Annotated in this window: 24 protein-coding genes; 8 read left to right on the forward strand and 16 right to left on the reverse strand. The window is 44.6% G+C overall.

Going from position 1 to position 22,687, the window contains the following annotated elements; all coding sequences use genetic code 11:
* Position 1: 1 nt before the first annotated feature.
* From lnt to AB9P05_RS07340, 4 genes are all read right to left on the reverse strand, one after another.
* Positions 2 to 1,630 carry an apolipoprotein N-acyltransferase gene (gene lnt, locus AB9P05_RS07325; RefSeq protein ID WP_371908166.1) on the reverse strand — a complete coding sequence of 543 codons (1,629 nt, stop codon included), beginning with the start codon at positions 1,628 to 1,630 and terminating at the stop codon, positions 2 to 4.
* Positions 1,605 to 2,285, reverse strand: coding sequence for a 16S rRNA (cytidine(1402)-2'-O)-methyltransferase (gene rsmI, locus AB9P05_RS07330; RefSeq protein ID WP_371908167.1), 681 nt, complete (start codon positions 2,283 to 2,285; stop codon positions 1,605 to 1,607). Before rsmI ends, lnt begins: the two co-directional genes overlap by 26 nt.
* Positions 2,286 to 2,347: 62 nt before the next feature.
* Positions 2,348 to 2,584 carry a 4a-hydroxytetrahydrobiopterin dehydratase gene (locus tag AB9P05_RS07335; protein WP_371908168.1) on the reverse strand — a complete coding sequence of 79 codons (237 nt, stop codon included), beginning with the start codon at positions 2,582 to 2,584 and terminating at the stop codon, positions 2,348 to 2,350.
* A 62-nt stretch (positions 2,585 to 2,646) separates the two neighbouring features.
* On the reverse strand, positions 2,647 to 3,429 hold the full coding sequence (locus tag AB9P05_RS07340; RefSeq protein WP_371908169.1) for a class I SAM-dependent methyltransferase: 783 nt from the start codon (positions 3,427 to 3,429) through the stop codon (positions 2,647 to 2,649).
* Positions 3,430 to 3,546: 117 nt separating this feature from the next.
* Here AB9P05_RS07340 and AB9P05_RS07345 point away from each other — a divergent pair, with 117 nt between their 5' ends.
* Positions 3,547 to 3,969 (forward strand): hypothetical protein, encoded by a 423-nt coding sequence (locus AB9P05_RS07345; protein ID WP_371908170.1) that lies wholly within the window; start codon positions 3,547 to 3,549, stop codon positions 3,967 to 3,969.
* Positions 3,970 to 4,004: 35 nt separating this feature from the next.
* Here the strand turns inward: AB9P05_RS07345 and AB9P05_RS07350 are convergent, their stop codons facing one another.
* From AB9P05_RS07350 to AB9P05_RS07385, 8 genes are all read right to left on the reverse strand, one after another.
* Positions 4,005 to 4,274, reverse strand: coding sequence for a DUF493 family protein (locus tag AB9P05_RS07350; protein ID WP_371908171.1), 270 nt, complete (start codon positions 4,272 to 4,274; stop codon positions 4,005 to 4,007).
* 169 nt (positions 4,275 to 4,443) lie between these two features.
* Positions 4,444 to 6,525: a peptidylprolyl isomerase gene (locus AB9P05_RS07355; RefSeq protein WP_371908172.1), complete on the reverse strand. Its 2,082-nt coding sequence runs from the start codon at positions 6,523 to 6,525 to the stop codon at positions 4,444 to 4,446.
* A gap of 70 nt (positions 6,526 to 6,595) precedes the next feature.
* Positions 6,596 to 7,885, reverse strand: coding sequence for a hemolysin family protein (locus tag AB9P05_RS07360; RefSeq protein ID WP_371908173.1), 1,290 nt, complete (start codon positions 7,883 to 7,885; stop codon positions 6,596 to 6,598).
* Between the two features lie 52 nt (positions 7,886 to 7,937).
* Positions 7,938 to 8,102, reverse strand: coding sequence for a hypothetical protein (locus tag AB9P05_RS07365; RefSeq protein ID WP_371908174.1), 165 nt, complete (start codon positions 8,100 to 8,102; stop codon positions 7,938 to 7,940).
* On the reverse strand, positions 8,099 to 8,647 hold the full coding sequence (gene lptC, locus AB9P05_RS07370) for an LPS export ABC transporter periplasmic protein LptC (RefSeq protein ID WP_371908175.1): 549 nt from the start codon (positions 8,645 to 8,647) through the stop codon (positions 8,099 to 8,101). The genes AB9P05_RS07365 and lptC overlap by 4 nt, the downstream gene beginning before the upstream one ends.
* A 74-nt stretch (positions 8,648 to 8,721) precedes the next feature.
* Positions 8,722 to 10,011: a tetratricopeptide repeat protein gene (locus tag AB9P05_RS07375; RefSeq protein WP_371908176.1), complete on the reverse strand. Its 1,290-nt coding sequence runs from the start codon at positions 10,009 to 10,011 to the stop codon at positions 8,722 to 8,724.
* Between the two features lie 11 nt (positions 10,012 to 10,022).
* Entirely contained in the window at positions 10,023 to 11,297 is a 1,275-nt protein-coding gene (locus AB9P05_RS07380) for a hypothetical protein (protein WP_371908177.1), read from the reverse strand.
* A complete protein-coding gene (locus AB9P05_RS07385; RefSeq protein WP_371908178.1) occupies positions 11,278 to 12,003 on the reverse strand; it encodes a type III pantothenate kinase in 726 nt (241 codons plus the stop codon). The genes AB9P05_RS07380 and AB9P05_RS07385 overlap by 20 nt, the downstream gene beginning before the upstream one ends.
* Before the next feature lie 49 nt (positions 12,004 to 12,052).
* Here AB9P05_RS07385 and AB9P05_RS07390 point away from each other — a divergent pair, with 49 nt between their 5' ends.
* The 3 genes from AB9P05_RS07390 (at position 12,053) to AB9P05_RS07400 (ending at position 16,084) form a co-directional block, all read left to right on the forward strand.
* Positions 12,053 to 13,120: an anhydro-N-acetylmuramic acid kinase gene (locus AB9P05_RS07390; RefSeq protein WP_371908179.1), complete on the forward strand. Its 1,068-nt coding sequence runs from the start codon at positions 12,053 to 12,055 to the stop codon at positions 13,118 to 13,120.
* A gap of 42 nt (positions 13,121 to 13,162) precedes the next feature.
* Complete coding sequence (locus tag AB9P05_RS07395; protein ID WP_371908180.1) at positions 13,163 to 14,392, forward strand: Glu/Leu/Phe/Val dehydrogenase dimerization domain-containing protein; 1,230 nt, start codon at positions 13,163 to 13,165, stop codon at positions 14,390 to 14,392.
* A 135-nt stretch (positions 14,393 to 14,527) separates the two neighbouring features.
* On the forward strand, positions 14,528 to 16,084 hold the full coding sequence (locus AB9P05_RS07400; protein ID WP_371908181.1) for a sodium:proton antiporter: 1,557 nt from the start codon (positions 14,528 to 14,530) through the stop codon (positions 16,082 to 16,084).
* A 5-nt stretch (positions 16,085 to 16,089) separates the two neighbouring features.
* Here the strand turns inward: AB9P05_RS07400 and AB9P05_RS07405 are convergent, their stop codons facing one another.
* The 4 genes from AB9P05_RS07405 to pdhA all read right to left on the reverse strand — a co-directional run bounded on the left by AB9P05_RS07405 (position 16,090) and on the right by pdhA (position 19,792).
* Positions 16,090 to 17,418 (reverse strand): aspartate kinase, encoded by a 1,329-nt coding sequence (locus tag AB9P05_RS07405; RefSeq protein ID WP_371911338.1) that lies wholly within the window; start codon positions 17,416 to 17,418, stop codon positions 16,090 to 16,092.
* Entirely contained in the window at positions 17,418 to 17,912 is a 495-nt protein-coding gene (gene ribH, locus AB9P05_RS07410) for a 6,7-dimethyl-8-ribityllumazine synthase (protein WP_371908182.1), read from the reverse strand. Before ribH ends, AB9P05_RS07405 begins: the two co-directional genes overlap by 1 nt.
* Positions 17,913 to 17,982: 70 nt before the next feature.
* A complete protein-coding gene (locus tag AB9P05_RS07415; RefSeq protein ID WP_371908183.1) occupies positions 17,983 to 18,696 on the reverse strand; it encodes a tetratricopeptide repeat protein in 714 nt (237 codons plus the stop codon).
* 58 nt (positions 18,697 to 18,754) lie between these two features.
* A complete protein-coding gene (gene pdhA, locus AB9P05_RS07420) occupies positions 18,755 to 19,792 on the reverse strand; it encodes a pyruvate dehydrogenase (acetyl-transferring) E1 component subunit alpha (protein WP_371908184.1) in 1,038 nt (345 codons plus the stop codon).
* A gap of 112 nt (positions 19,793 to 19,904) precedes the next feature.
* Between pdhA and AB9P05_RS07425 the strand changes: the two genes are divergently transcribed.
* The 4 genes from AB9P05_RS07425 (at position 19,905) to AB9P05_RS07440 (ending at position 22,683) form a co-directional block, all read left to right on the forward strand.
* Entirely contained in the window at positions 19,905 to 21,029 is a 1,125-nt protein-coding gene (locus tag AB9P05_RS07425) for a DNA replication/repair protein RecF (protein WP_371908185.1), read from the forward strand.
* A 4-nt stretch (positions 21,030 to 21,033) separates the two neighbouring features.
* A complete protein-coding gene (locus AB9P05_RS07430; RefSeq protein WP_371908186.1) occupies positions 21,034 to 21,354 on the forward strand; it encodes a DUF721 domain-containing protein in 321 nt (106 codons plus the stop codon).
* 43 nt (positions 21,355 to 21,397) lie between these two features.
* Complete coding sequence (locus AB9P05_RS07435; RefSeq protein WP_371908187.1) at positions 21,398 to 22,237, forward strand: hypothetical protein; 840 nt, start codon at positions 21,398 to 21,400, stop codon at positions 22,235 to 22,237.
* Positions 22,238 to 22,476: 239 nt separating this feature from the next.
* The gene (locus tag AB9P05_RS07440; RefSeq protein WP_371908188.1) at positions 22,477 to 22,683 is read left to right on the forward strand and encodes a hypothetical protein; all 207 of its coding nucleotides are present in this window, start codon (positions 22,477 to 22,479) and stop codon (positions 22,681 to 22,683) included.
* Positions 22,684 to 22,687: the final 4 nt, after the last annotated feature.

Here is a 22,687-nt window from a genome sequence, read left to right on the forward strand (position 1 = left end):
GCTACACTATTCTTTTTCTTACAAATGCGGCCAGAAATACAAACACTGACAGCCAAGCTGCCGTGCGGGCCAGATAATCACCATGCTTGCTATAGAATGTCAGGTCTTCCCTTGCCAGTATGGTATCTTTGATCACAGCCTGCGTATAAAATTCTGTAGGCTTATGTATGTCCCCTTTTTGATCAATAAAAGCACTGATGCCTGTATTAGCACTGCGGGCGATACTACGCCTGTTTTCTATAGCCCGCAGGGAAGCATAATGCAGGTGTTGCTTATACCCATCCGAATCACCCCACCATGCATCATTGGTAATGATGAAGATAAGATTGGCGCCATTCCTTACGAAACGGCTCATAAAGTCACCATAGATAGACTCATAGCAAACAGAAGGGGCTACACCAATGCTATCAGAGTTATAAAACACCGTACGCTCTTTTTGGCGGCCAAAACCGCCACTGGTACCGCCAAGGTCAAAAATAACTTCACTGATAACACCCAGTACCTGTGGGTAGGGCATAATTTCTACTCCTGGTACCAGCTTGGATTTATGATAAGCTACACTCTCGTTCTTATTTCCTACGAAGAGGGCTGTGTTAAACACATCATAATAAATGTCTGCATTACGCGAACGTCTTGCTGTGGGAGGGGCATCGGCTTGTGACCGGTAAACGATCTGTGTGGTAACCCCCGTCACCATCGCAGCCTGCGGATGCCTGGCCTTAAACCTTTTGATTTGCCTGATGATAGGGTCTATTTCAAGCGCATCTTCATTAATTTGTTTATCTATGGCTGTTTCAGGCCATACGACAAAGTCCGTTTCAGGGGTGATCTTTGACTCAGATAAGCCTGTAAAGCGCCTTACCTGTTCATCGAAGGGGATAAAGTTGACTGTACCCACAAACTTTTCCGTGTATGGATCTATGTTAGGTTGTAGCACCACTACTTCAGTAGGGGTACCCTGCTCTTCATAACCATAGTAAACATACAAGCTTATGCCCATCGGAATCATAATCCAGATGAGGGTATAAATCAGGCTTCGCCAGCGAATAATACCCTTGAAAATGGCATCCCCATAAAAGAACACAAAGTAAAAAGCCAGGTTAGCGAGTAAAATCCAAAGCGTCCCGCCGAATACTCCCGTGTACTCATACCATTGTATCCATGATACCCGCATGGCAAAACCATTACCAAGCGTAAGCCAAGGCCAGCTCAGATCCCAGTTCAGGTGTATGTATTCGAATGTGATCCAATAAAGAATGAGGCCAAAATACCCCCATCCGGCACCCGCCGCTCTTTTGGTATATCGAAATAAAAGCCAGGGCAGACACATTAGCAGGCTGTTTGCCAGCACCATAGCTACCATGCCTACTGAAGTAGCATAATACACCCACCAGGTGGTGAGGAGGTTTGACAAGAAAAAGCTCAGATATAGGTACCAAAAGAACTTACGTCCTGCCTTAGGCTTTTCTGATTGCGCATAAAAGTCCTCCAGGGCTAATAAAGGGGCATATGCTATGAACAACAAAAATGTAAGGGGCATGGTAGGCCATGCCAGCCAGAACATAAGGGACGACGAAAGGGCCAGTACAAGCGGGTATACCTGGCTACTTCTTACCTTGGACGCAAACAACGATCTCTCCTTTTATAGGGTGTTCGGTAAAATATTCGATTAGCTCCTGCAGGGTGCCATTTTTCGTTTCCTCATACATTTTGGTGAGTTCACGGCTAACCGAAGCAGGTCTGTCTGCCCCCATAGCTTCAGCCATCTGTTGCAGCATCTTAAGCAAACGGTGAGGGCTTTCATAAAACACCATTGTACGTTCTTCCTCTACCAGATTTTTTATCCGTGTCTGCCTGCCTTTTTTATGAGGTAAAAATCCTTCAAATGTAAATCGATCATTAGGTAAGCCGGATTTTACGAGGGCAGGTATAAAAGCCACTGGCCCGGGCAAACATTCAATTTTCAAATCATGCTCCAGGCAGTGACGCACCAATAAAAAACCAGGGTCAGAAATACCCGGAGTACCCGCATCGCTAATAAGCGCCAGCTTTTCCCCTCCCTTCATACGTTCCACAAAGCGTTCAGCACTTTGATGTTCATTAAAGGCATGATAGCTCTGAAGGGGTTTTCGGATATGAAGGTGCTTTAAAAGTTTTCCGCTGGTGCGGGTGTCTTCTGCCAGTATGGTGTCCACCTCACCCAGTATCCGTACGGCGCGGTAGGTGATATCCTCCAGGTTTCCTATGGGGGTAGGTACTAAATATAATGAAGTGTCCTCCTGCATTACGGCCAAATGTACGGAATTTTTATTGTCCGGTCAGAATCGAAGGACTCTCAAGTTCACACTTACTGTTTTGCTATCTTATCTATTTCCTTGGCTAGTTTGTGGTCTTTGTCAGTGACTTTATCCCCGGCATCGTGAGTGTTCAGTTCAAAGCTAACCGTATTGTATACGTTACTCCAGTTTGGATGATGGTTCATTTTTTCTGCCACAATCGCCACGCTCGACATAAAACCAAAAGCTTCTACAAAGTCGCTGAACTCAAAGGTTTTCTTTAGCTTGTTATCTTCTTCTTTCCACATATCTGTAAATGATTTGATGATTAGAACAGTCATACAACCCCGCCCTGCGGGCTTTGTTCCAACTACCGAAAGGCCTCCACTATGTATTGATAAGGCAGACTTACAGTATCCACACGGATGTTTTGGTAACCAGCATCCTGCAACTCAGTCTTGACCTTTTCCCAGCTTATGCGACGCACATATGCAGATGCTACAGGAAGTTCTTTATCCTTATAATCAACCACTATCACCATACCATCATCTGAAAGGGACTTACGAATATTCTGAAAATACTCCACCCTGTCAAACAGGAAGTAATACGTATTAACGACCAGGGCCACATCTGCCTCCCCTGGCTCGAGGGCTGCACTGTCAGCAGGGGTAAGCCTGATATCTATACGATCAGCAATAGCCTCAGGAACGTCCTGTTTTCTTTCCTCAAGATAGGCCACAAAATCAGGATCTACTTCCAGTGCAATCACCTTCCTGGCCCAACGGGCTAAGCGAAATGTGAAATATCCGGTACCGGCTCCGATATCGGCAACTGTTTTATCAAAAGGAGACTCAATTTTATTAATAACCAACTCAGGGTTTTGCCAAGCATTACGATCAGGATCCTCGTAGGTATCTACGAGAAGGTTAAACATGGTGCTGTCCTCTGCCATCAAATCAGGAGCTGCCTGGCCAGGGGTAGTATCCGGCTTATCAGTTATTGCATTATCAATTGCCAGAGGTAGGGAATCTACTTTAACTTTCTGGATCCGCTCATCCTGTCCTGCCTTTTCATTAGGACCGCATGAGAAAAACCACGCCATAAAAAGCAGCAATTTACTAATGCACAATAGGACTTTTAACCGGTCAGCCATTTGACATATTTACATGAAGGACACCTCCAGGTGCTTCTGTTCGTTAATTTAATTATACAATTCTGCTATATAACCCAGCGAAGTTATTAAATTTGTTTAATAACCTAGCACTAAATTATGACTCCACTGGAACAGAACTACGGGAGGATCGCCTCCACATTCTTTAACATATACTCCCTGTTTCTGATAGACAAGTCTCTTAGAAATGAAGTTTCTCTGAAGTGCCTGGAAAAATGGAGTATGCAGCTAGACGTAGACCCTGCCCGGCTAGAGGAAATAAAACAACAACCGGATTATACTCCGCCTGCTAATAAGCAGCAAGCTTTGGAGAGAGTATACGATCTGGTGTACATGATTTATCTGGATGGAGTAGTTGAAGACGATGAGTTGAAGGTCACCTCTGAGTACGCCGAGAAGCTGGACTTACCTCCTTACATTGTCGGCGACTTACTGAAGGCAATCGTAACAGCTCCGGCTGATGGTATATCGGCTGATGAAGTAAGAAACGAATTGAAAGAGCTTCTTGAAGTTCATCTATAAAAGTAAAAGACGGATGTTTATCCGCCTTTATTATTTTAAAGGGCTATCAGCCCTTCTATTCCTGTAGCCTCTTTATAAATTCTTATAACTTCATCGCTACTTGGCATCATTGCCTTAGTCGTTACGCTGATGTAGTTACCATTTTTACTAGGCTTATTAGTGCTTTCGTTTTTAGGAAAAAGCGCTTCCACTTCCCCCTCTTTTCCTGCCGGCACTATAAATTTAAACATGTATAAGGTTGGCCAGCTAAACTGGTCATCCAGCTTTTGCTGGAAAGAGTCAAAATCAAATTTTCTGGCAGACATATTTGCTTCCTTTCTCTAAACTTGCCTGAAGGAGTTACGACAAACCTCACCCGGAGGTTCTGCATAAGTCCTAACAGCTCTGTATTAAATTAAATTCCTCAATTAGCTGATGCAAAAAAAGAGAGCCACCATATGGCAGCTCTCCTATATAATCGTGTTCTTTTAGCTATTAATAGAACCTGTAACGCTCATCTTCTACATCTGACAGCTCTTTAACTGCGTTTGCAATATCAAATGAGATACGTCCACCACGCTGTTGCGCTATTTCATTGATGTAGTTAGTGTAGTCAGCAATTTCTCCAGCTTCAGTCTTTGCTTCCAGCTTTACGACAAGCACGCCGGTTTCTCCCTGGAATGGCTCACTTACTTCTCCTTCATTCAGTCCGAATATCTTACCAATAGCTACCGGAGCAAACCCTACAGAAGGCAGTGAACTGCTATTCAGCTTGATGTTACTATTAGAATATACCTTCGCATCAGAATATTCCTGAGCCATGGCATCGAGATCTTCGGTATTCAGACTTTCCAGGTTCTCTATTATTTGCTGTGCAGCTTTCTGATCCTGCACTTTCTTTTTCACCTGAATCTCAACATCAGCAAGTGGAGCCAGGCCTTTTTCTGTTTTACCCTTTACGGCAGCGACTACATAATTATCACCTACTTCAAACTCAGCACTTACGTCGCCTACAGAAGCATCGCGGAATGCCCACCGGATAACATTTCTGGCATTGTCTATTGCACCAAGGCGTCTGTCATTCTTACCTACGCGAGGCGCTTTCATTACTCTGAGTCCCTCCTCTTCTGCTGCTTGCACAAATTGGTCGTAATTCTCAACACTGGCAGCAAAACGGCTTGCTCTCATATATGCATCATCCTGAGTCTCCGCAGAGGGAAGTATCTCACGGTTGATCACGCCTACTTTGTAGGCGGCATTACTCTTCAGGTTATTAACTTTGATGATGTGATAGCCGTAGTTAGTTTCTATCAACTCTCCTATCACACCTTCTTCACTGGCATTGAATACAGCATCGTTAAAGGCGGGAACCATTTGACCTTCCGTAAACCAGCCCAGATCGCCGCCATTACTAGCAGAGCCGTCATCGCTGTTCTGTCTGGCCAGGTTAGCAAAGTTTTCTCCGTCCAGGGCTCTTCTCAACAATGTCTGTGCTTCTTCACGAGCAGCAGCATCAGCAGTTTCATCCCCCTGAGTACGAATAAGGATATGACTGGCGCGTGCAGCAGATACTGTATCTTCATATTGGTCAAGAACCTTATACAGAACAAAATTACCCGCATTTAAGTACGGCCCGTAAACCTGGCCATCCTCAAGAGGGGCTTCATCTGCGAGGTTCGCAGGAAGATTGCCCTGATTAAATACTTCTACAGGATTACCTGAATCGGTACGGCCCATAGCATACAGGCTGTCATCTGCTGCATTAGCCCACTCACTCGCTATCTGTGATAGCTCTTCCGTAGCAAGGGCAGAATCCTGGGCAGTAGGCTGAAGGCTGAAAGTTACAAACTCTATAGAGCGTGACTCTTCTACTTCAAAGTCGCTGGGATGTTCCTCAATGTAATGCCTCATTTCCTGCTCCGATACACTCATAGATGAATCTGCAACAGCATAGAATGGCACGTAAAGATATTTAGCCTCTGCCGTGGCAGTTTGTTTGGCATATTCCTCCTTACCCATTGCGGAAGGCACATAATTAGTTTTCAGGAAGAGGTTCTCATATTTCTCTCTAAGCCTGGCAGCCACAATCTCCTGTTCCATCATGGTCCATTGTTGCTGATATTCAGGTGGCAGACTGGCAAGCAGTTGCTTTACTTCTTCTGCACTCTCAACACCGAGCTGCATTTTAACATAGGGATGAATATTTTCACCTTGCACCATGTCAATTTGCTCATCTTCCGTAACCTGAATACCCAGGTCTCTGTATTCACCACCAAAACCATAACGATTGATCATTCTGGTCCAGGTCTGCTCACGCAGAGAGGCCATTTCAGCTTCGGAAGGCTGACGCTGCATACGGCTGCGAAAAGCAGCAATCTGCACGTCAAGCTCTGATTGAAACTCTTCATAGGATATCTCCTTGCCGGCTATTTCGCCGACAGTGCGGTCCTGCCCGCCACCCATGAGTGCTGAATTGGGGCTGAGTAAGTCTCCGCCCAATAGAAACAGGATCAAACCGAAGGCAATAATACCTACTGCCAAACCTGTCTTTTCCCTTATTTTGTTAATTAAAGCCATTTTTTTTGCCGTAAAAGAGCCCGCAAAATAAGAACATTAAAAGGTAAAATCAAAATACCTCCCGGGACGTCTAAAGTTCCGAAACGCTGTCATCCAGGGATAATTTTACAATATCGATGCGGTTATCTTCCATAGCCACCACCGTAAATGTAAATGGAGGGATTACGATAATGTCCTCAATCGAGGGAATATTCTCTGTAGTATTGATGATAAAGCCTCCCAGTGTATCATAATCCCCTTCCGGTATCTGCCATTCGTACCGCTCATTGAGATAGTCAATTTCATGCCTGGCACTCAGCAAATAGGTATTAGGATCAATTTTTTGTTCTATCCAATCGTCCACATCATGCTCATCCTGAATATCTCCGAATATTTCTTCGATTATGTCCTCAAGCGTGACGATCCCGGAGGTGCCGCCAAATTCATCTACTACCAGCGCAATGCTCTTCCTCTCTGTAATGAACTGGATCATAAGCTCATTTGCCAGCATGGTTTCCGGCACTATTATCACCGGGGTAAGAATGCTTCCGATCTCTTTCGGCTTTTTAAATAGCTCCAGTGAGTGGCAATAGCCGATAACGTCATCTATGGTTTCACGATAAACCAATATCTTACTATGACCGCTTTCCACAAAAGCTTTGGTGAGCACCTCAATATCATCTTCAATATCCACAGCCACAATCTCAGTCCGGGGAATCATGCACTCCCGCACACGTACCGTCTTAAATTCAAGAGCATTATTTAATATTTTAGTATTAACCTCCTGCTCAGTCTCCTCATTAGGTACTGAGGTCTGTTGCTGAATAAAGTGGTTAAGGTCCGTCAGGCTGTAAACCGGCTTATCCTCACTATATGGCAACCGAAACACTTTGGTGATAACGAAACGGGAAAGGCCTGTCACTATCCACACTATAGGATAGAGCAGGTAGTATATTACCAGCATAGGGAGAGCAAAAGCAGCCAGTAATAGATTAGGGTTGAGCATGAATAGGCTCTTAGGGGTAAACTCGGCAGTGGCAAGTACTATTGCTGTACTGATAAAGGTTTGGGTAAGCAGAATAACAATGTCGTTACTTAATACAGCGGAGCCTGCTAAAACCTCAGCTATATAGGGCTCGAGGAGGCGAGCCATAAATATGCCGTATACTACCAGGGCTATAGTATTTCCTACCAGAGTAGTACCGATAAATTTACTCGGCCTCTGCATAAAACGGGACAAGATACGCCCTGCAAGGGCCCCTTGTTTACTTTGCAGTTCAATATGAAGCTTATTGGCAGATACAAAAGCAATCTCGATACCCGAAAACAGGGCGGAGAAGGCCAGTGTGATAAGGATAATGATGAGGTAACTGTATTCCATTGGCTTGTACCAGACCTAAATTAGGCCACTTGACATTGCATGGCAATTTTCATCATGATTTTCCACTCTTTTTTCTGTATTGGAAAAGGTATAACATGCCCAACGCCAGCATAAGAGGCCAGTAGGAATAGGCTATGCCGGCAGTTATAGTCTGATGAACACCAATAATAAAGAAACCTGCGGCAAGGGCAAGCAAAATCGCATCTAAAAGTTTCATTGTTGCTCCATATCGATATTGGCAGTGGGCTTCATGATTTCATAACTACTGAAATCCTGCTCAGCCCGCAAACCTTCTCCCATGAGAAGTTGTCCGTCACTCTGAATTCGGACAAATTTTTCTGTATAAACCTGTTCATCGGCAGGATTCCAGAAAAGCTGTTCAGTATTAAGTTTTTCTGATTGTTCGTTTATAACTTCAACATTACCATCTACCTGGTACAGGTTAGTTTCCCCATGGTAGAAGCCTTTGTTCGATCTGAGTGTGGATCGTAAATTCCCGTCGGGGCCAAAAAACTCAATGTAAACGCCTTCTGGGTACTCACTGTCTCCATTACGAAAGTCAAGCCTTTTGCCCGCCACCAGCCTGACCCGCACAATTGCTGAATCGCTAAATAGCGTTTCCACGCTGTCCATTTCCAGCATAGGCCCTTCATAAGGCTTCATTTCTTCCAAGGCCTTGCTGTCGTCTGAGCAGGCAGTAGCTACAGCAACTATTGCCATGAGCATCAATGATAGAAATGTATGTCGTCTACTCGTAAACATTCGAATATTTTTGTCACAAACGAATAACGGTCAGGAAGTTGTTCCTGACCGTTACTTTTATGCTTATAATATAACTAGTCTCTTGTCTGCAGAGATACTGTAGTTCCTATCCAGCATCCTACGCTTATTGATTGACCCACCTGCATATTTTCAGTAAATACCTCCTCTTTGCTAGGGAACTGAGCTTTTGCATTGGCCATACCCTGAGAGTTTCCGGCTTTGCGATACATATCGTATGCAGCCAGGAATACTGCTCGGTCTTGTACACGACTCTGGCCACCTTTACAGGCATCAAAGCTATTGAAATAAAGTGTACCGATCAGGTTGTAAGCCTCACGCTTGCTAGGGTCTGCTTCTACAGCATCCATCGCATATGATCTTGCATCGGACTTTCTACCTCTTTTCGCTGACATTTCAGCCATTGATACATAAATATCAGCTTTCTTGGTATTATCCTCAGTCAGGCTGATCGCTTCTTTAAAGTACTCTTCAGCTTTGTCGTAGTCATCTGCCTGCAGTGCTTTTACAGCAATGAGTTTAGCAAGAGCGTACTCAGGAGCATTCCTGTGAACTACCTCAGCAGCCTGAAGAAATACTTCGCTGTCCAGACATTTACCTACAAAAGAAAGCTTGATGATGTTTGTAGCCAGGTCAATGTTAGAAGTATCCTCAAGGAATCTTGGTCCAAGCTTATTCTCTATCAGGTCACAATCAATATCTACAGTAGCTGCAAATATTTTATCCACGCCTTCCTGAATTTTCTCGTGACCACCTTTAGCTTTAAGGGCTTCGTTTACTTCATCATAAACCTGGATCACTTCTTCGTCGGTTATTTCACCGCCAGTTGCTTTATACCGTCTGATGGCATCCATATAACCGATAAAGTTATTCAGGTGAGTCTCTTCTTTATTCAGGTCGAAGTTTTCTTTCTGAATTGAATACAATTCAGGATACTTGTCTTGTCTGTCCTTGTAAAACTTATAGGCAGTATAAGCCTTACGGTTCATCACATTGGACTTGTCATTAAAATACTTGATCCTGAGGTCATACATCAACAATGCTGAATCCTGCAAAACAAACTTCTCTTCTTCAGAAGAGGCTTCTGCCTCAAGTGCTTCGTATATTTTAGCCCCATTTATATAAATAGAAGCGTTCAGGTCAGGCGTATTTTTCAATAGCCATACCAGCGGTGCTTTAGCCGCTTTATAGTTATCGTTCCTCAGATGATCTGAATAAAGAACGTTTTTAGTCTCTGCTTCTTTGCGAAGTTTCTCATCTTCAGGCCAGTTCCAGCCATTCTGCGCCTGTACATTTTGCAGCATCATGAAGGCTACAACTGTACTTAGGATTACTTTTAGTCTCATGATTTTTCCCTTTAGTCGAATTTCCTGATGTTTTTATAGAAGCTGAAAGAGTTGTCATTAAACGTAACGCCAATGCTCAGTTTAAAAAACTCCTCAGCAATGAGGTTGTTATCCGTACTGCCTTGTCTTCCGTATTCGAAAGCCATGTTCAGGTTGGATACCCTGCTCACTGGGAATGTAGCGCCAAAATTGATGCCAAACTTTTCGATCTGTCTCCCATTAAAGCTAAAAGGTGTATTTTCAAAGTTACCGCCGAGGCGATAGGTTACTCTTTCCAGGTACCTGTTTACCGAACTCGGATCAGGGGTCCACTCCAGACCTGCGGCGGCTCTGTAAGACTCTCTCATGTCCTCATTCTCACCGCTGGCGTTCCGGTACTCAGACCAATCCTGGTATTCCAGGTCAGCACCAAATGTCCACTTAGCCCCTACCTGATAGGATAAACCGATACCTATACGAGGAGGAACAACCACAGACCCTTCAGTATTGTTGAAAACTGTATCGGAATCTACTACCAGAGAAGTAAGTCTTCTTCTTTCAATTGTGAGCAGTCTGCGTACCTTCAGGTCAGACTCACTATCTATCGTAGCACCGATGTTAAAAGAATTTTTCTCCCCAACGGGTATGATGCCGCGTATTCCGAAGCCCATGGTTACATCGGATACCGTTGTTCGCTCATTAACAGCAATATTGCTGAAGGTTTGCTGATCAGGCAGCTCGGTGAGGGCTTCTTCGTTTATTGTACCGAAGAGATAAGAACCTGTCAGGCCGAAGGAAAGAAAGCTAAAAGGCTGGTACCCTCCGGAAATTGACACCTTATTCACACCGCCTTCCCCGTTAAATTCGAGGTCTACAGGCTCATTGGTGCCCCTTACGGTACTGGTGGCATTTATACTGTAGTTCGTAATCGTGTAAGGAAGCAATGAAAGAGACAGCGTGGCTTTGCCTGGTTTAATTGGAATGCCCACAGCGAGGTAGTCTAACCTGCCACTGGTCTCTTCGTTAGTTGTGTTAACATTACTAAGCCTTTTGTATTCAGCGCTTACGCCGGCTTCGAAGGTAGTAAGGGAGTTTACGGGTAAAAGGGCCGGGTTTTTAAGATTAAGATTCCACGCACGCCCTGAAGAAAGGCCTACACCACCCATACCACGGTTATGAATAAGATTAGCAGACTGCGGACTGCCTAACCCTCTAATAGAGTAAGGCGAATTAGCCACTTGTGCCTGGGCACAAAAGGTGACCGATAGGACCGCCAGTATGACAAGCCTAACCGTTTTTTTGTACATTATAATTCAGTATTGCATTTAAACCCAACAGAACTAATCCGGGGACTAGCAGAACGGGAGATTCGGATACAGATTCGAAATATTTGGCATCACCCCCGCAGATAATAATTCGCAAATTTGAAAACTTTTCGCGGTACATCCGAATAAAATCCCTGATTTCTCCCCTGGCACCATTTAAAACCCCACTTTCCAGGCAGCTTTTAGTATCCTTACCTATCAGTGGTGCCTCCTCCGGGAGTTCTATCAACGGTAATCTGGCTGTAAAATTATGTAAGGCTTTGGCCCGCATATTTAATCCCGGGGAAATAGCTCCTCCAAGATAAACCCTCCCTTTTTCAACTATTTCATAGGTTATGCTCGTACCTGCATCTATCACTAAGCTATTTTCTGCAGGGTGGAGGGTAGCAGCACCGCAGGCCGCTGCTAACCGGTCAAGCCCTAGCGTGTGAGGCGTACGATAAGCTACCGTAAGCGGGATAGGGGTTGTATGATCAAAATAGATGACCTTATGACTCTCAGAAAAGCAGGCGAACAGTTCTCTGCTGTCCGTAGACACAGAACTGGCAATTGCAGCATCCCATTTCACTGTCTGTAGATAGATCCTGCACTCATCTAAGGTGTCAAATATGTGAGTCACGGACATCTTCTGCCCAATAAACTCTCCGGTTTTTATCCTGGTGTTGCCGATATCTACGACAATATGCATATTCAGCAATCGAACTTAATTCTAGCAGCGTAAATATAAAGGTTTTTTTATGGTATACAGGGCGATTGGCCTGATGTCTGGTACTTCGATGGACGGGCTGGATATGGCATGCTGCATTTTTGTGAAAAACCGCAGTGGATGGAATTTTGAGATAGAGGCGGTCAATACATGTTCTTTTCCAGAGGATCTGGCAGGAAAGCTCAAAGAGGCGATGTTTATGCAAGGGCTTGATCTTGTGAGGCTTGACCGTAAATTGGGCCAATGGATGGGGGAACAGGTGAAGGGTTTCATTTCAGAGCATAATCTTGAGCCTGAGCTTATAGGAAGTCATGGCCATACAGTATTTCATGAACCGGATAAGGGCCTTACGTATCAGATAGGGTATAGCGCAGAAATTGTCGCAGCTACCTCATTGCCGGTGATAAGTGACTTCCGTGGGATGGATGTAGCGTTGGGAGGACAAGGTGCTCCCCTAGTCCCCATTGGCGATGAATTATTGTTTGGCAATATGGACTATTGCCTGAACCTTGGAGGAATTGCCAATATCAGTTTTCAAAAAGACGGACAAAGAATAGCCTTTGACCTCTGTGCCGCTAACATGGTATTGAACCGCCTGGCTGGGGAGGCAGGAATGCCATATGATGATAAAGGTAAAAAAGCTGCCTCTGGTCAGGTCGATTACGGTTTACTGAAAAAATTAAACTCTTTACAATATTTCAGCCTGCGACCTCCCAAAAGCCTGGGGTATGAGTGGGTTAGTGAACATGTTTTCCCGCTGACTGACGATCAGAATATTCCCCTGGAAGACCGCATGCATACTTTTTGCCTGCACATAGGAGAGCAAACCGGGCTTGCTACCACTAAACGCAAAACAGGTGCCCGAATGCTTTGCACAGGAGGGGGAACTTTTAACGATTTCTTAATGACCTGCATCCGTAAAGGCACACGAGTAGAAGTTTTTAAACCTGAAGACACCCTTATATCGTACAAAGAAGCAATTGTCTTCGCTTTTCTGGCTGTGCTCAGACAACGCGGAGAGATAAATTGCCTGCCTTCTGTAACCGGAGCAAGACAGGCATGCAGCGGAGGTACAATAAGCCCGCTTCTTTCCTCGTAAATAATTTTTGTAGATTTGGGCGAAAAATTGCATTCCTATCGAATGAGAGACTTACTCGAAAAATTTGAAAAACGTAAACCCGAAATTGTTTTTGAATGGAACGACCCTGAAACCGAAGCTGAAGGATGGGTGGTAATAAACAGCCTTCGGGGCGGTGGAGCCGGTGGTGGTACCCGCATGAGGAAGGGACTGGACCGCAGGGAGGTGGAGTCTCTGGCTAAAACAATGGAAATAAAGTTTACGGTTAGCGGACCTGCGATCGGCGGCGCAAAATCAGGTATCAACTTTGATCCGCATGACCCTCGCAAACGGGGTGTGCTGGAAAGATGGTACAAGGCAGTGATTCCTCTCCTGAAAAATTACTACGGTACGGGGGGGGACATGAATGTGGATGAAATAGATGAAGTTATTCCTATTACGGAAAGCTTTGGGCTATGGCATCCCCAGGAAGGCGTCGTAAACGGACATTTCACCCCTACCGAACCTGAAAAAATCAGAAAGCTTGGTCAACTCAGGCATGGAGTTTCAAAAATTCTCGAAGATCGAAACTTTAGCCCTTCTGTAGAGGAGAAATATACGGTTGCTGATATGATAACTGGATTTGGTGTAGCCGAATCCGTATTTCATTATTATGATATCTGGCAGCAATCGAATGCGGAGGGTAAAAAAGCCATCATCCAGGGATTTGGAAATGTAGGAGCCTCTGCCGCGTACTACCTGTCCAAGCGTGGGGTAAAGGTAGTAGGCATCATTGATCGGGATGGAGGAATCATCCGGGAAGAGGGCATTCCTTACGAAGAAGTAAGGCAACTCTTTATAAATAGAGTAGGTAATACACTAAAAGGTTCAAACCTCTTGTCCTTTGAGGAGGTTAATGAAAAAATCTGGGACATACAGGCGGATATCTTCATACCTGCTGCTGCCTCAAGGTTAGTAACCGCTGACCAGGTGGAGCGTATGGCAAAGGCGGGGGTAGAAGTAATTTCCTGTGGGGCAAATGTGCCCTTTAAAGATCCTGAAATCTTTTATGGGGAAACGGCTGAGATGGCAGATGAAAAAATGTCACTTATTCCGGATTTTATCGCAAACTGCGGCATGGCCAGGGTATTTGCTTACCTGATGGAGGATCAGTCGATAGCCACTGACGAAAGTATTTTTCACGATACTTCCGAAGTCATTAGGAAAGCGTTACTCATGACTCATGAGAGTAACCCGGAGCGAAACATGCTCACAAATGCTTCCTACGAAGTGGCCCTTCGCCAGTTAGTATAAATTTTGTTTGCCGGGTGGATCGCAGGCATAATCCTCGTATTTTGCCTGCGATCGGTACGGCATCATAGTTCGTCAAACATTGCTGCCAGCTATATTGCTCTTCACATTGCAGAGCAAAGGATTAAAACAGACCTGATGAGGAAATTTATTTTCTTATTTTGTGTATTAGTAGCTCATCTGACACCTATTGCCTCAGAGGCACAGGTACAGCAAAGCGCTTTCATTGCACAGAACCAAACACAAACCAATCCGGATACAGCACAACAGGCAGACGAAAAAGGGGATGTATATTCCCTTTACAATGAGGAAGAGGCGCATGAAGCGGAGAGCAGCGATCATTCTGCCGAAGAAGGAGAACACCACGGCCCTCCCGGCTGGCTGGTAATCCCTTTCGTCCTGCTTCTGCTCATGATCGCGACAGGACCACTTTTTTATGAGCACTTCTGGCACAAGAGATACCCCCTTATTTCTGTAATACTGGCAACATTAGTAGTGATTTACTATTTGTTTGCCCTGCATAATGTACATGGGCCTATTCACGCCCTGGCTGAATATGTTCAGTTTATCAGTCTGCTGGCATCACTTTATGTAGCGTCGGGGGGCATCATGATCAAGGTAGACCGTAAGTCTACCCCCATGACTAATGTGGCCCTGCTTCTGATTGGTTCAGTGATCGCTAACCTTATCGGCACTACGGGTGCCTCAATGTTACTAATCCGGCCATTCATACGCCTGAATGAAGGAAGAATAAAGGCTTACCATATTGTCTTTTTCATATTCATGGTGAGTAATATCGGTGGATCACTGACTCCAATAGGTGACCCCCCGCTATTTTTAGGCTTCCTTAAAGGAGTACCCTTCTTCTGGACGCTTACTCATAATGTAGTTGCCTGGGTATTCGCCCTGGCAGTTCTTGCTGTAATTTTTTATATCATAGATAAGCGCAACAAGGGTGAAGATCTGGAAGATCCGGAGCTTGTAAAGCCTTACTCCGGTAAGCTAAGCATAACAGGGTCAAAAAACTTTTTTTGGCTCGCAGTAGTCATTGTGAGCGTGTTCATTGACCCAAATGTATTTGATTGGGTCCCTGGTATTGAATACGACGGGGTGAAGTTCTCCTACATCCGGGAGGTAATTATGCTTTCGGTCGCTTACCTCTCCTACCGTTTCGCTAATAAGGAAGCTATCAACGGCAATGAATTCAATTTTGAACCTATCCGGGAAGTGGCCTTTATATTTATAGGAATCTTTGGTACCATGATGCCGGCCCTGGAACTAGTAGGTGAGTTTGCCAAATCGGAGGGAGGCCGTGAGCTCATTTCTCACAATACACTTTATTGGGGTACGGGGATTCTTTCAGGGTTCCTGGATAATGCACCTACTTACCTGAACTTCCTGGCTGCAGCTATGGCTTCTGTAGATACCTCGATACAAAATGTAGAAGAGGTCCGCAACTTTGCCGCGGGCGAATATTATGATTCGGTACTTTACCTGAAGGCAATCAGTATTGCTTCAGTATTCTTTGGGGCTATGACCTATATCGGCAATGGCCCTAACTTCATGGTGAAGTCAATAGCGGAGCAGGTAGGTATCAGAATGCCTTCCTTCTTTGGTTACATACTCCGCTTTAGCCTGATTATCCTCGTACCGTTATATATAGTGGTATGGCTTATCTTCTTTGCGTTTACCTGATAGGTTTACTTTTCTGGAAAGGTAAATAGCTGCTCGTTCAAACATTGAAGCGCCCTGTTTTTATAGGATGTTTCAATAAGCAGGCTGATATTGTTTTTACTACCACCGTAAGAAATCATTCTCAGGGGAATATCATCAAGGGCCTGAATGACCTGACTTGCCACCCCGTGGGCTTCTGCGACGCAGTCACCTACTATACACACTATCGACAGGTCGTGATCTACGTTAACAGCTCCATAGTAGTTTAACTCCTGCTCTATGGCTTTGACATGGGTGTTATCATCCACCGTAACCGATAAGGCCACTTCTGAAGTGGTGATCATATCGATAGGCGTTTTGTAACGCTCGAATATTTCAAATACTTTCCTAAGGAAGCCGTAAGCCAGTAGCATCCGGCTGCTTTTAATTTTTATAGCAGTGATACCATCCTTTGCAGCAATAGCTTTAATCTGACTACCCCCGTCCTTTTTACGCGCATAGATTTTGGTTCCATGAGCCTCCGGGGCCATCGTATTCAGCAACCTGACCGGAATGTTGTATTTCTGTGCCGGCAAAATGCTACTCGGGTGTAGAATTTTTGCACCAAAATAGGCAAGCTCTGCTGCTTCATCGAAGGACAATTCGGCAATAGGGAAGGTCCGATCCACTATTCTGGGATCATTATTATGCATCCCGTCAATGTCAGTCCATATTTGTACCTCCGTGGCATTGATAGCAGCACCTATAAGGGACGCCGTGTAGTCGCTCCCCCCGCGCTTCAGGTTGTCTATCTCCCCTTCATGATTTCTACAGATAAATCCTTGTGTCAGGAATATCTGGTTTTCCAGATTATTCCGGATAATCTTTGTAAGCTCTTCGTTTAGGTAACCTATCCTTGGCTCGCCTTCTTCATCAAGCCGCATAAAGCTCAACGCCGGAATCCACTTGGCTGCTATCCCGGTTTCCTTTAGAAGCAGATCAAAAAGCCTGGTACTGATAAGCTCACCCTGAGCTAATATTTCCTTCTCGGCTGTACCGGAAAAAGGACCGGTTTGGATTGCCTGAATTCGGCCAAAATGCTCACCTATAATCCTCGCTGCTTCATTCCTGTATGGCTCTGTCTGGAGTAACTCAATACAAAACTTGTCATACTGCTCTTTAAGGTTATTTATCAGGGCATTAGCATCCACACCACTCTTATGAGCGGCTGTAATTTCTACAAGTGCATTGGTCGTTCCTGAAACAGCGCTAAGTACTACAATCTTATTCTCCGGAGATTCCGTGATCAGCTTAGCTACTGATTTCATTCGTTCGGGGCTACCTACTGAAGTACCACCGAATTTCATCACCTTCATCATACCGCCTCGCTATTAAATCCTAGCATTTTTATGGCTGTAATAGCCGCTTCATCTCCTTTATTACCGTGCTTTCCTCCTGCCCGGTCCAGGGCCTGCTGCATTGTATCAGGAGTAAGTACACCGAATATCACAGGCTTATTGTATTTGAGCCCTACATTGGTTATTCCATGTGCCACTGCCTGGCATATAAAGTCGAAGTGCCTGGTTTCACCCTGAATGACACAGCCCAGGCAAATCACAGCATCAATACGGTCCTGCTGAGCCATAAGCTGGGCGCCAAGAGTTAGCTCGAAGCTACCTGGGACATTTTTTCGAAGAATGTTTTCTGAAGGAACATTATGCTCTCTAAGGGTCTCTACAGCCCCGCTATAAAGCGCTTCCGTCACTTCTTCGTTCCACTCGGATACCACTACAGCAAAACGTCTGTTGCGGAGATCTAGCGAAAGGTTCTTATCTGAATATTCGCTGAGGTTTTTGAGATTGCTAGCCATAAAAAATATATAAAAAAAGGGATGTAGGCTTTGGCACCTGCATCCCTTTGAATATTGCTTTGATAGACTTTTATTCTGATGCCATTGCCTGAAGACGCGCATGCTGTTTTCGGGCATCCTGATAGATTGCAGAGCCCTGATACTCATCCAGTATCTGCTTATACATATCTACAGCAGCGGTATTATTATTTGCCTTCTCATAGGCAAAACCTGCCTTGGCAAGATATATGGGTGTAAAAGACTCATTAGGCTTATAGTTGGCAGCCTTTTCGTAAGCATTAGCAGCCTCTTCAAACTTATTGAGTTCCATATTAGCATCACCGATCAGGGCGTAAGCTCTTGCCTGCAGCAGAAGATCGCTGGCAGAGAACTCCTCCAGGTAGCTGATCGCATTCTGATACTCTCCCTGTTGCAGGAGGATAGATCCGGCATAAAATCTGGCAAGGTTACCCTCTTTAGTACTGCCGTAATCTTCAATTATATCGATAAACCCAAGGTAGAAACCGTCTCCGTTCAGCGCCTGGTCAAGGCTATCAACGCCAAAGTAATACTCAGCACGGTACATCTTTTCCGCAGCCTCCTGGCTTTTGCTCGCCATAGTGTACTGGTATACAAAGTAGCCTATTATAGCAAGAGCCACAACTCCGCCGATAATGCCTACAAGCTTTGCATTACTTTTAAGAAAAGATTCTGTACGACCGATCCCTTCTCTCAGGGCTTCGGGGTTTTCCAGAAGTTCATTTCCGGAATTAGAAGACGTTTTAGAGGTTTTCTTCACCATCATTCACAGCTTTAAGGCTGCAAATTTAACAGAAAAATATAATTTATGAACCTTATGCTTTTTAATCCTTGATATATGGGTAGTCATTTTCAGCATAAACGTCTTTAAACACCTCAGAAGGATCAGGCCAATCTGAGTCTTCTGAGAACTTAACGCACTCTTTTACCTGATCCTTGATCTTAGAGTCTATTTCTTTTAATTCATCTTCTGTGGCGTACTTCTTGTCAAGTATGACTTTTCTGACCTGCTCTATCGGATCACGGTCTTTATACTCCTGAACTTCTTCTTTTGTGCGGTATTTTGCAGGGTCAGACATAGAGTGGCCTTTGTAGCGGTATGTTCTAAATTCCAAAAGAGTAGGTCCTTCGCCTTTTCTGGCTCTTTCGGCTGCTTCTTCCACAGCATTGTGAACATCCTCCACACTCATGGCATCTATTGCAGCGCTTGGCATATCATAAGACTCGCCCAGGGTATGTAATTCAGTCACGTTAGAGGTACGCTTAACACTGGTTCCCATGGCGTATCCATTATTTTCAATAACGAAAATAGCAGGTAATTTCATGGTCATGGCCAGGTTAAGGGCTTCATGAAAGGCTCCCTGGCGAACTGCTCCATCCCCCATGTAACAGATGCAGAGATTGTCTGATTTACGATACTTCTCTGCAAAAGCAATTCCGGCACCTAGAGGAATCTGTCCGCCTACGATGCCATGTCCTCCGTAAAAATGGTTCTCTTTATCAAACATGTGCATGGATCCACCCTTACCTTTTACAATACCTGTAGCCTTACCAAAAAGCTCTGCCATTACTGCTTTTGGGTCAGACCCAAGGGCAATAGGGTGAGCATGGTCACGATAGGCAGTAATGTATTTATCTCCCTTTTTCAGAGCGGATACGGCACCTGCCACACAGGCTTCCTGGCCAATGTAAAGATGGCAGAACCCTCGGATTTTTTGCTGACCATAAAGCTGGCCTGCTTTTTCTTCGAACCGGCGCATGAGCAGCATGCTCTCAAACCAATTCATATATGTCTCTTTTGAGAACTTATCTTTCGCTGCTGTTTTCTTACTTTTGGACTTTGATCCGGTTTCAGTTGCCATAATACGGTGATTAAAAATTCACTACCTTTTCAAAAACTGACGGTATTGCGAATAGTTCGCCCCGCGGGGCTCGCCTCGCGAAAATAATAGATAGGCCCAACTTATAAAATTAATGTATCTGGAAAAGATCGAACTGCTCAACTTCAAGAATTACGAATCGCTGGCACTCGATTTTGACCAAGGAATAAACTGCTTCACAGGACCTAACGGCTCCGGTAAGACTAACCTTCTGGATGCTATCTATTATTTATCTCTCACAAAGAGTGCCTTTAGCAGCACTGACTCTTCAAATATAAGGCACGACTCATCGTATTTTATGCTTAGAGGGGTGTTTACCTCGGATAAAAAGGCTGTGACGATCCAGTGCCAGATACAATCCGGCCAGAAAAAAAAGGTGTTGCATGATAAAACGCCGTATGAAAAGATTAGTGAACATATCGGCAGGTTTCCTGCCGTTCTTATCGCCCCGGACGACACAGAGCTTGTAAAGGGAGGTAGTGAAGGGCGAAGACGTTTTTTTGACTCGCTAATCTCACAAATTGATGCACGCTACCTTGATGACCTCATCCGATATAACCAGGTTCTGAAACGCCGGCAGGAGTTGCTCAAGCAATTTGAAAACAGAAAATACTTTGACGGGGAGTTATTGGATGTATATGATAGGGAGTTGGTAGAAGGGGCTATCAGGCTGGGGGCACGAAGAAGGGATTTTATCGAAGAGTTCTCTCCGCTGTTTGTACGGCACTATGAGGAACTGTCAGACGGCAAAGAAAAGGTAGCTTTATCCTACCAAACAGAGGTGACAGGGGACGACTTCGAAAAAAAATTCAGGAAGAGTCGCGATCGTGACCTGATGCTGCAACGTACGAATAAAGGGATACATAAAGATGATTTCACTTTCCTGACAGATGATCACTCCTTAAAAAAATTTGGTAGTCAGGGCCAGCAGAAATCATTTGTGATAGCATTGAAGCTGGCAAAATTTGATGTCCTAACTGACAAAAAGGGCTTCAAACCACTTTTACTACTAGATGACATCTTCGACAAACTGGATGACTCCCGGATCAGCCACCTCGTGGGTATGATCACAGCCCGGAGGTTCGGACAGGTATTTTTGACAGAAGCCCGCCCTGAGCGAACTAAGAAGGTATTTGAACACATCAGTGAATCCCCCCTCTTCTTCGATATAAAAACCTTGCGGGAAGAAAGAGCCGGCAGGGAAAACCCGTATATTTGAAGCTATGCAAAAAGGCAACAAAAAGGGTTTCGGGGCAAGAAAATCAGATACGGTATCACTTAAAGATGCGATGAATGAGTTGCTTGATGCTTACCGTCTGAATAGCCGCTATTCTCAAACTCATCTCAAAGCAAACTGGCATGAAATAGCCGGTAATACTATTGCCAGACGTACTACTAAGATTTTCTTTAAAAAAGATGTGATGTTCGTGGAAGTTGGCTCTGCACCGCTAAAGCATCAAATGGGCTATGGAAAGGATATTTTGCTTAACCGTATAAGAGAAAAGTATGGGCCGGATCTTGTTAGTGAGATAATCTTACTTTAATAATTTTACTGAACCCTCCACCGAGCAGGCTGTTTTGTAGGTTATGAGTAAAAATTCAAAATGGTTCAGCCCAGCCCTTGGACGCCCCCTGGTTTGGTCTGATACACATAACAGAATCATTGCCCTTTTTGCCCTCGCTGCTTTTCCTCTGGCATTTTTCTGGAAGTATTTCACTGAACCCTCCGGGTTATGGGATATTATTTGGGTTTCGGCTGGTGCCCCCGTAACTGTATTTATAACCTGGGCTATAGGTCGTGAGGGCGATCCGGCAAGGCCGTGGTCGGCTCTGATAGCTGCTTTTGTCAGCCTTATTTCATGGGGTTTATTTAACAATCCGGACTTCATGCTTTTACTGGTGGCACTTATGAGCCTGAGAGTAATCAATCGCTCAACAGGCAAGAGGGCAACATTACCAGAGTCAGCCTTTATTTTATTTTTAACAGCGTGGCTGACGTGGAGCGGCTCAGTATATGCTGGCGCGATAGTGGGCCTGGCTTTCTGGCTGGATGCACGGCTGCCTGACCGCAGATTATCTCATTACCTTTTCGCACTAATGGCGCTTATCACAGGAGTGGCGGCCAGTCTGGTCACCAGAGATATTTCTGTTTACCCAAAGGAGCTTCAGCTATACTTCATAGCCGTGGTGACGCTACTGTCCATACCTACTATTCTTTACTACCTCAAGGAGCGGGTTATAGCGGATAATGGTATGGAAGTACCAAGGTCAAGGGTATTAGCCGCAGTAGGGCTCTTATGGCTATTCCTGAGTTGCAATGCCTTTATGTCACCCAATATTGGCTTGAATGATACATACCCTTTCCTCATGGTATTTATATGTATGGGAATTTTGAATACTGTCTCCGGAAGGAGTATGAAAAATTGATTTTCAACCAACGGAGAGGCAATAATGGAGAAACTTTGCTCGTATTGATAACATGCAATTTTAGAATATGAATTCTTGATAAGAATTTAATTTCTGTTAAATTGTATAGAGTGCATCAAACCAACCATATAGTCAGTAGAACAATGTAACATTATACCGGAAACCCGGATTTGGAGCAGGGCTACGGTATGGGTATTTTTGGATCAGATATAGCACACATACCTAAATGTAACTCAACAATGGGACCGGCTACACATATTTTCTCATCATTTTTTGGTTCTGAGCTTATTCGTAACCTTTTATCAATTGTCAGCGGGCATCATGACCGGCTAACAGATCTTGAAGGACTTATAGGTAATCGTCTTGATGATCAGTTTGACAGTGAGGACCCGGACCGCCAGGGAAGAGAAGGAAACGAAGAACTAGCAGGAGACGAGGGTATCTGAATTG

It is taken from the genome of Roseivirga sp. BDSF3-8 (genome assembly GCF_041449215.1).
GTDB lineage: Bacteria > Bacteroidota > Bacteroidia > Cytophagales > Cyclobacteriaceae > JBGNFV01.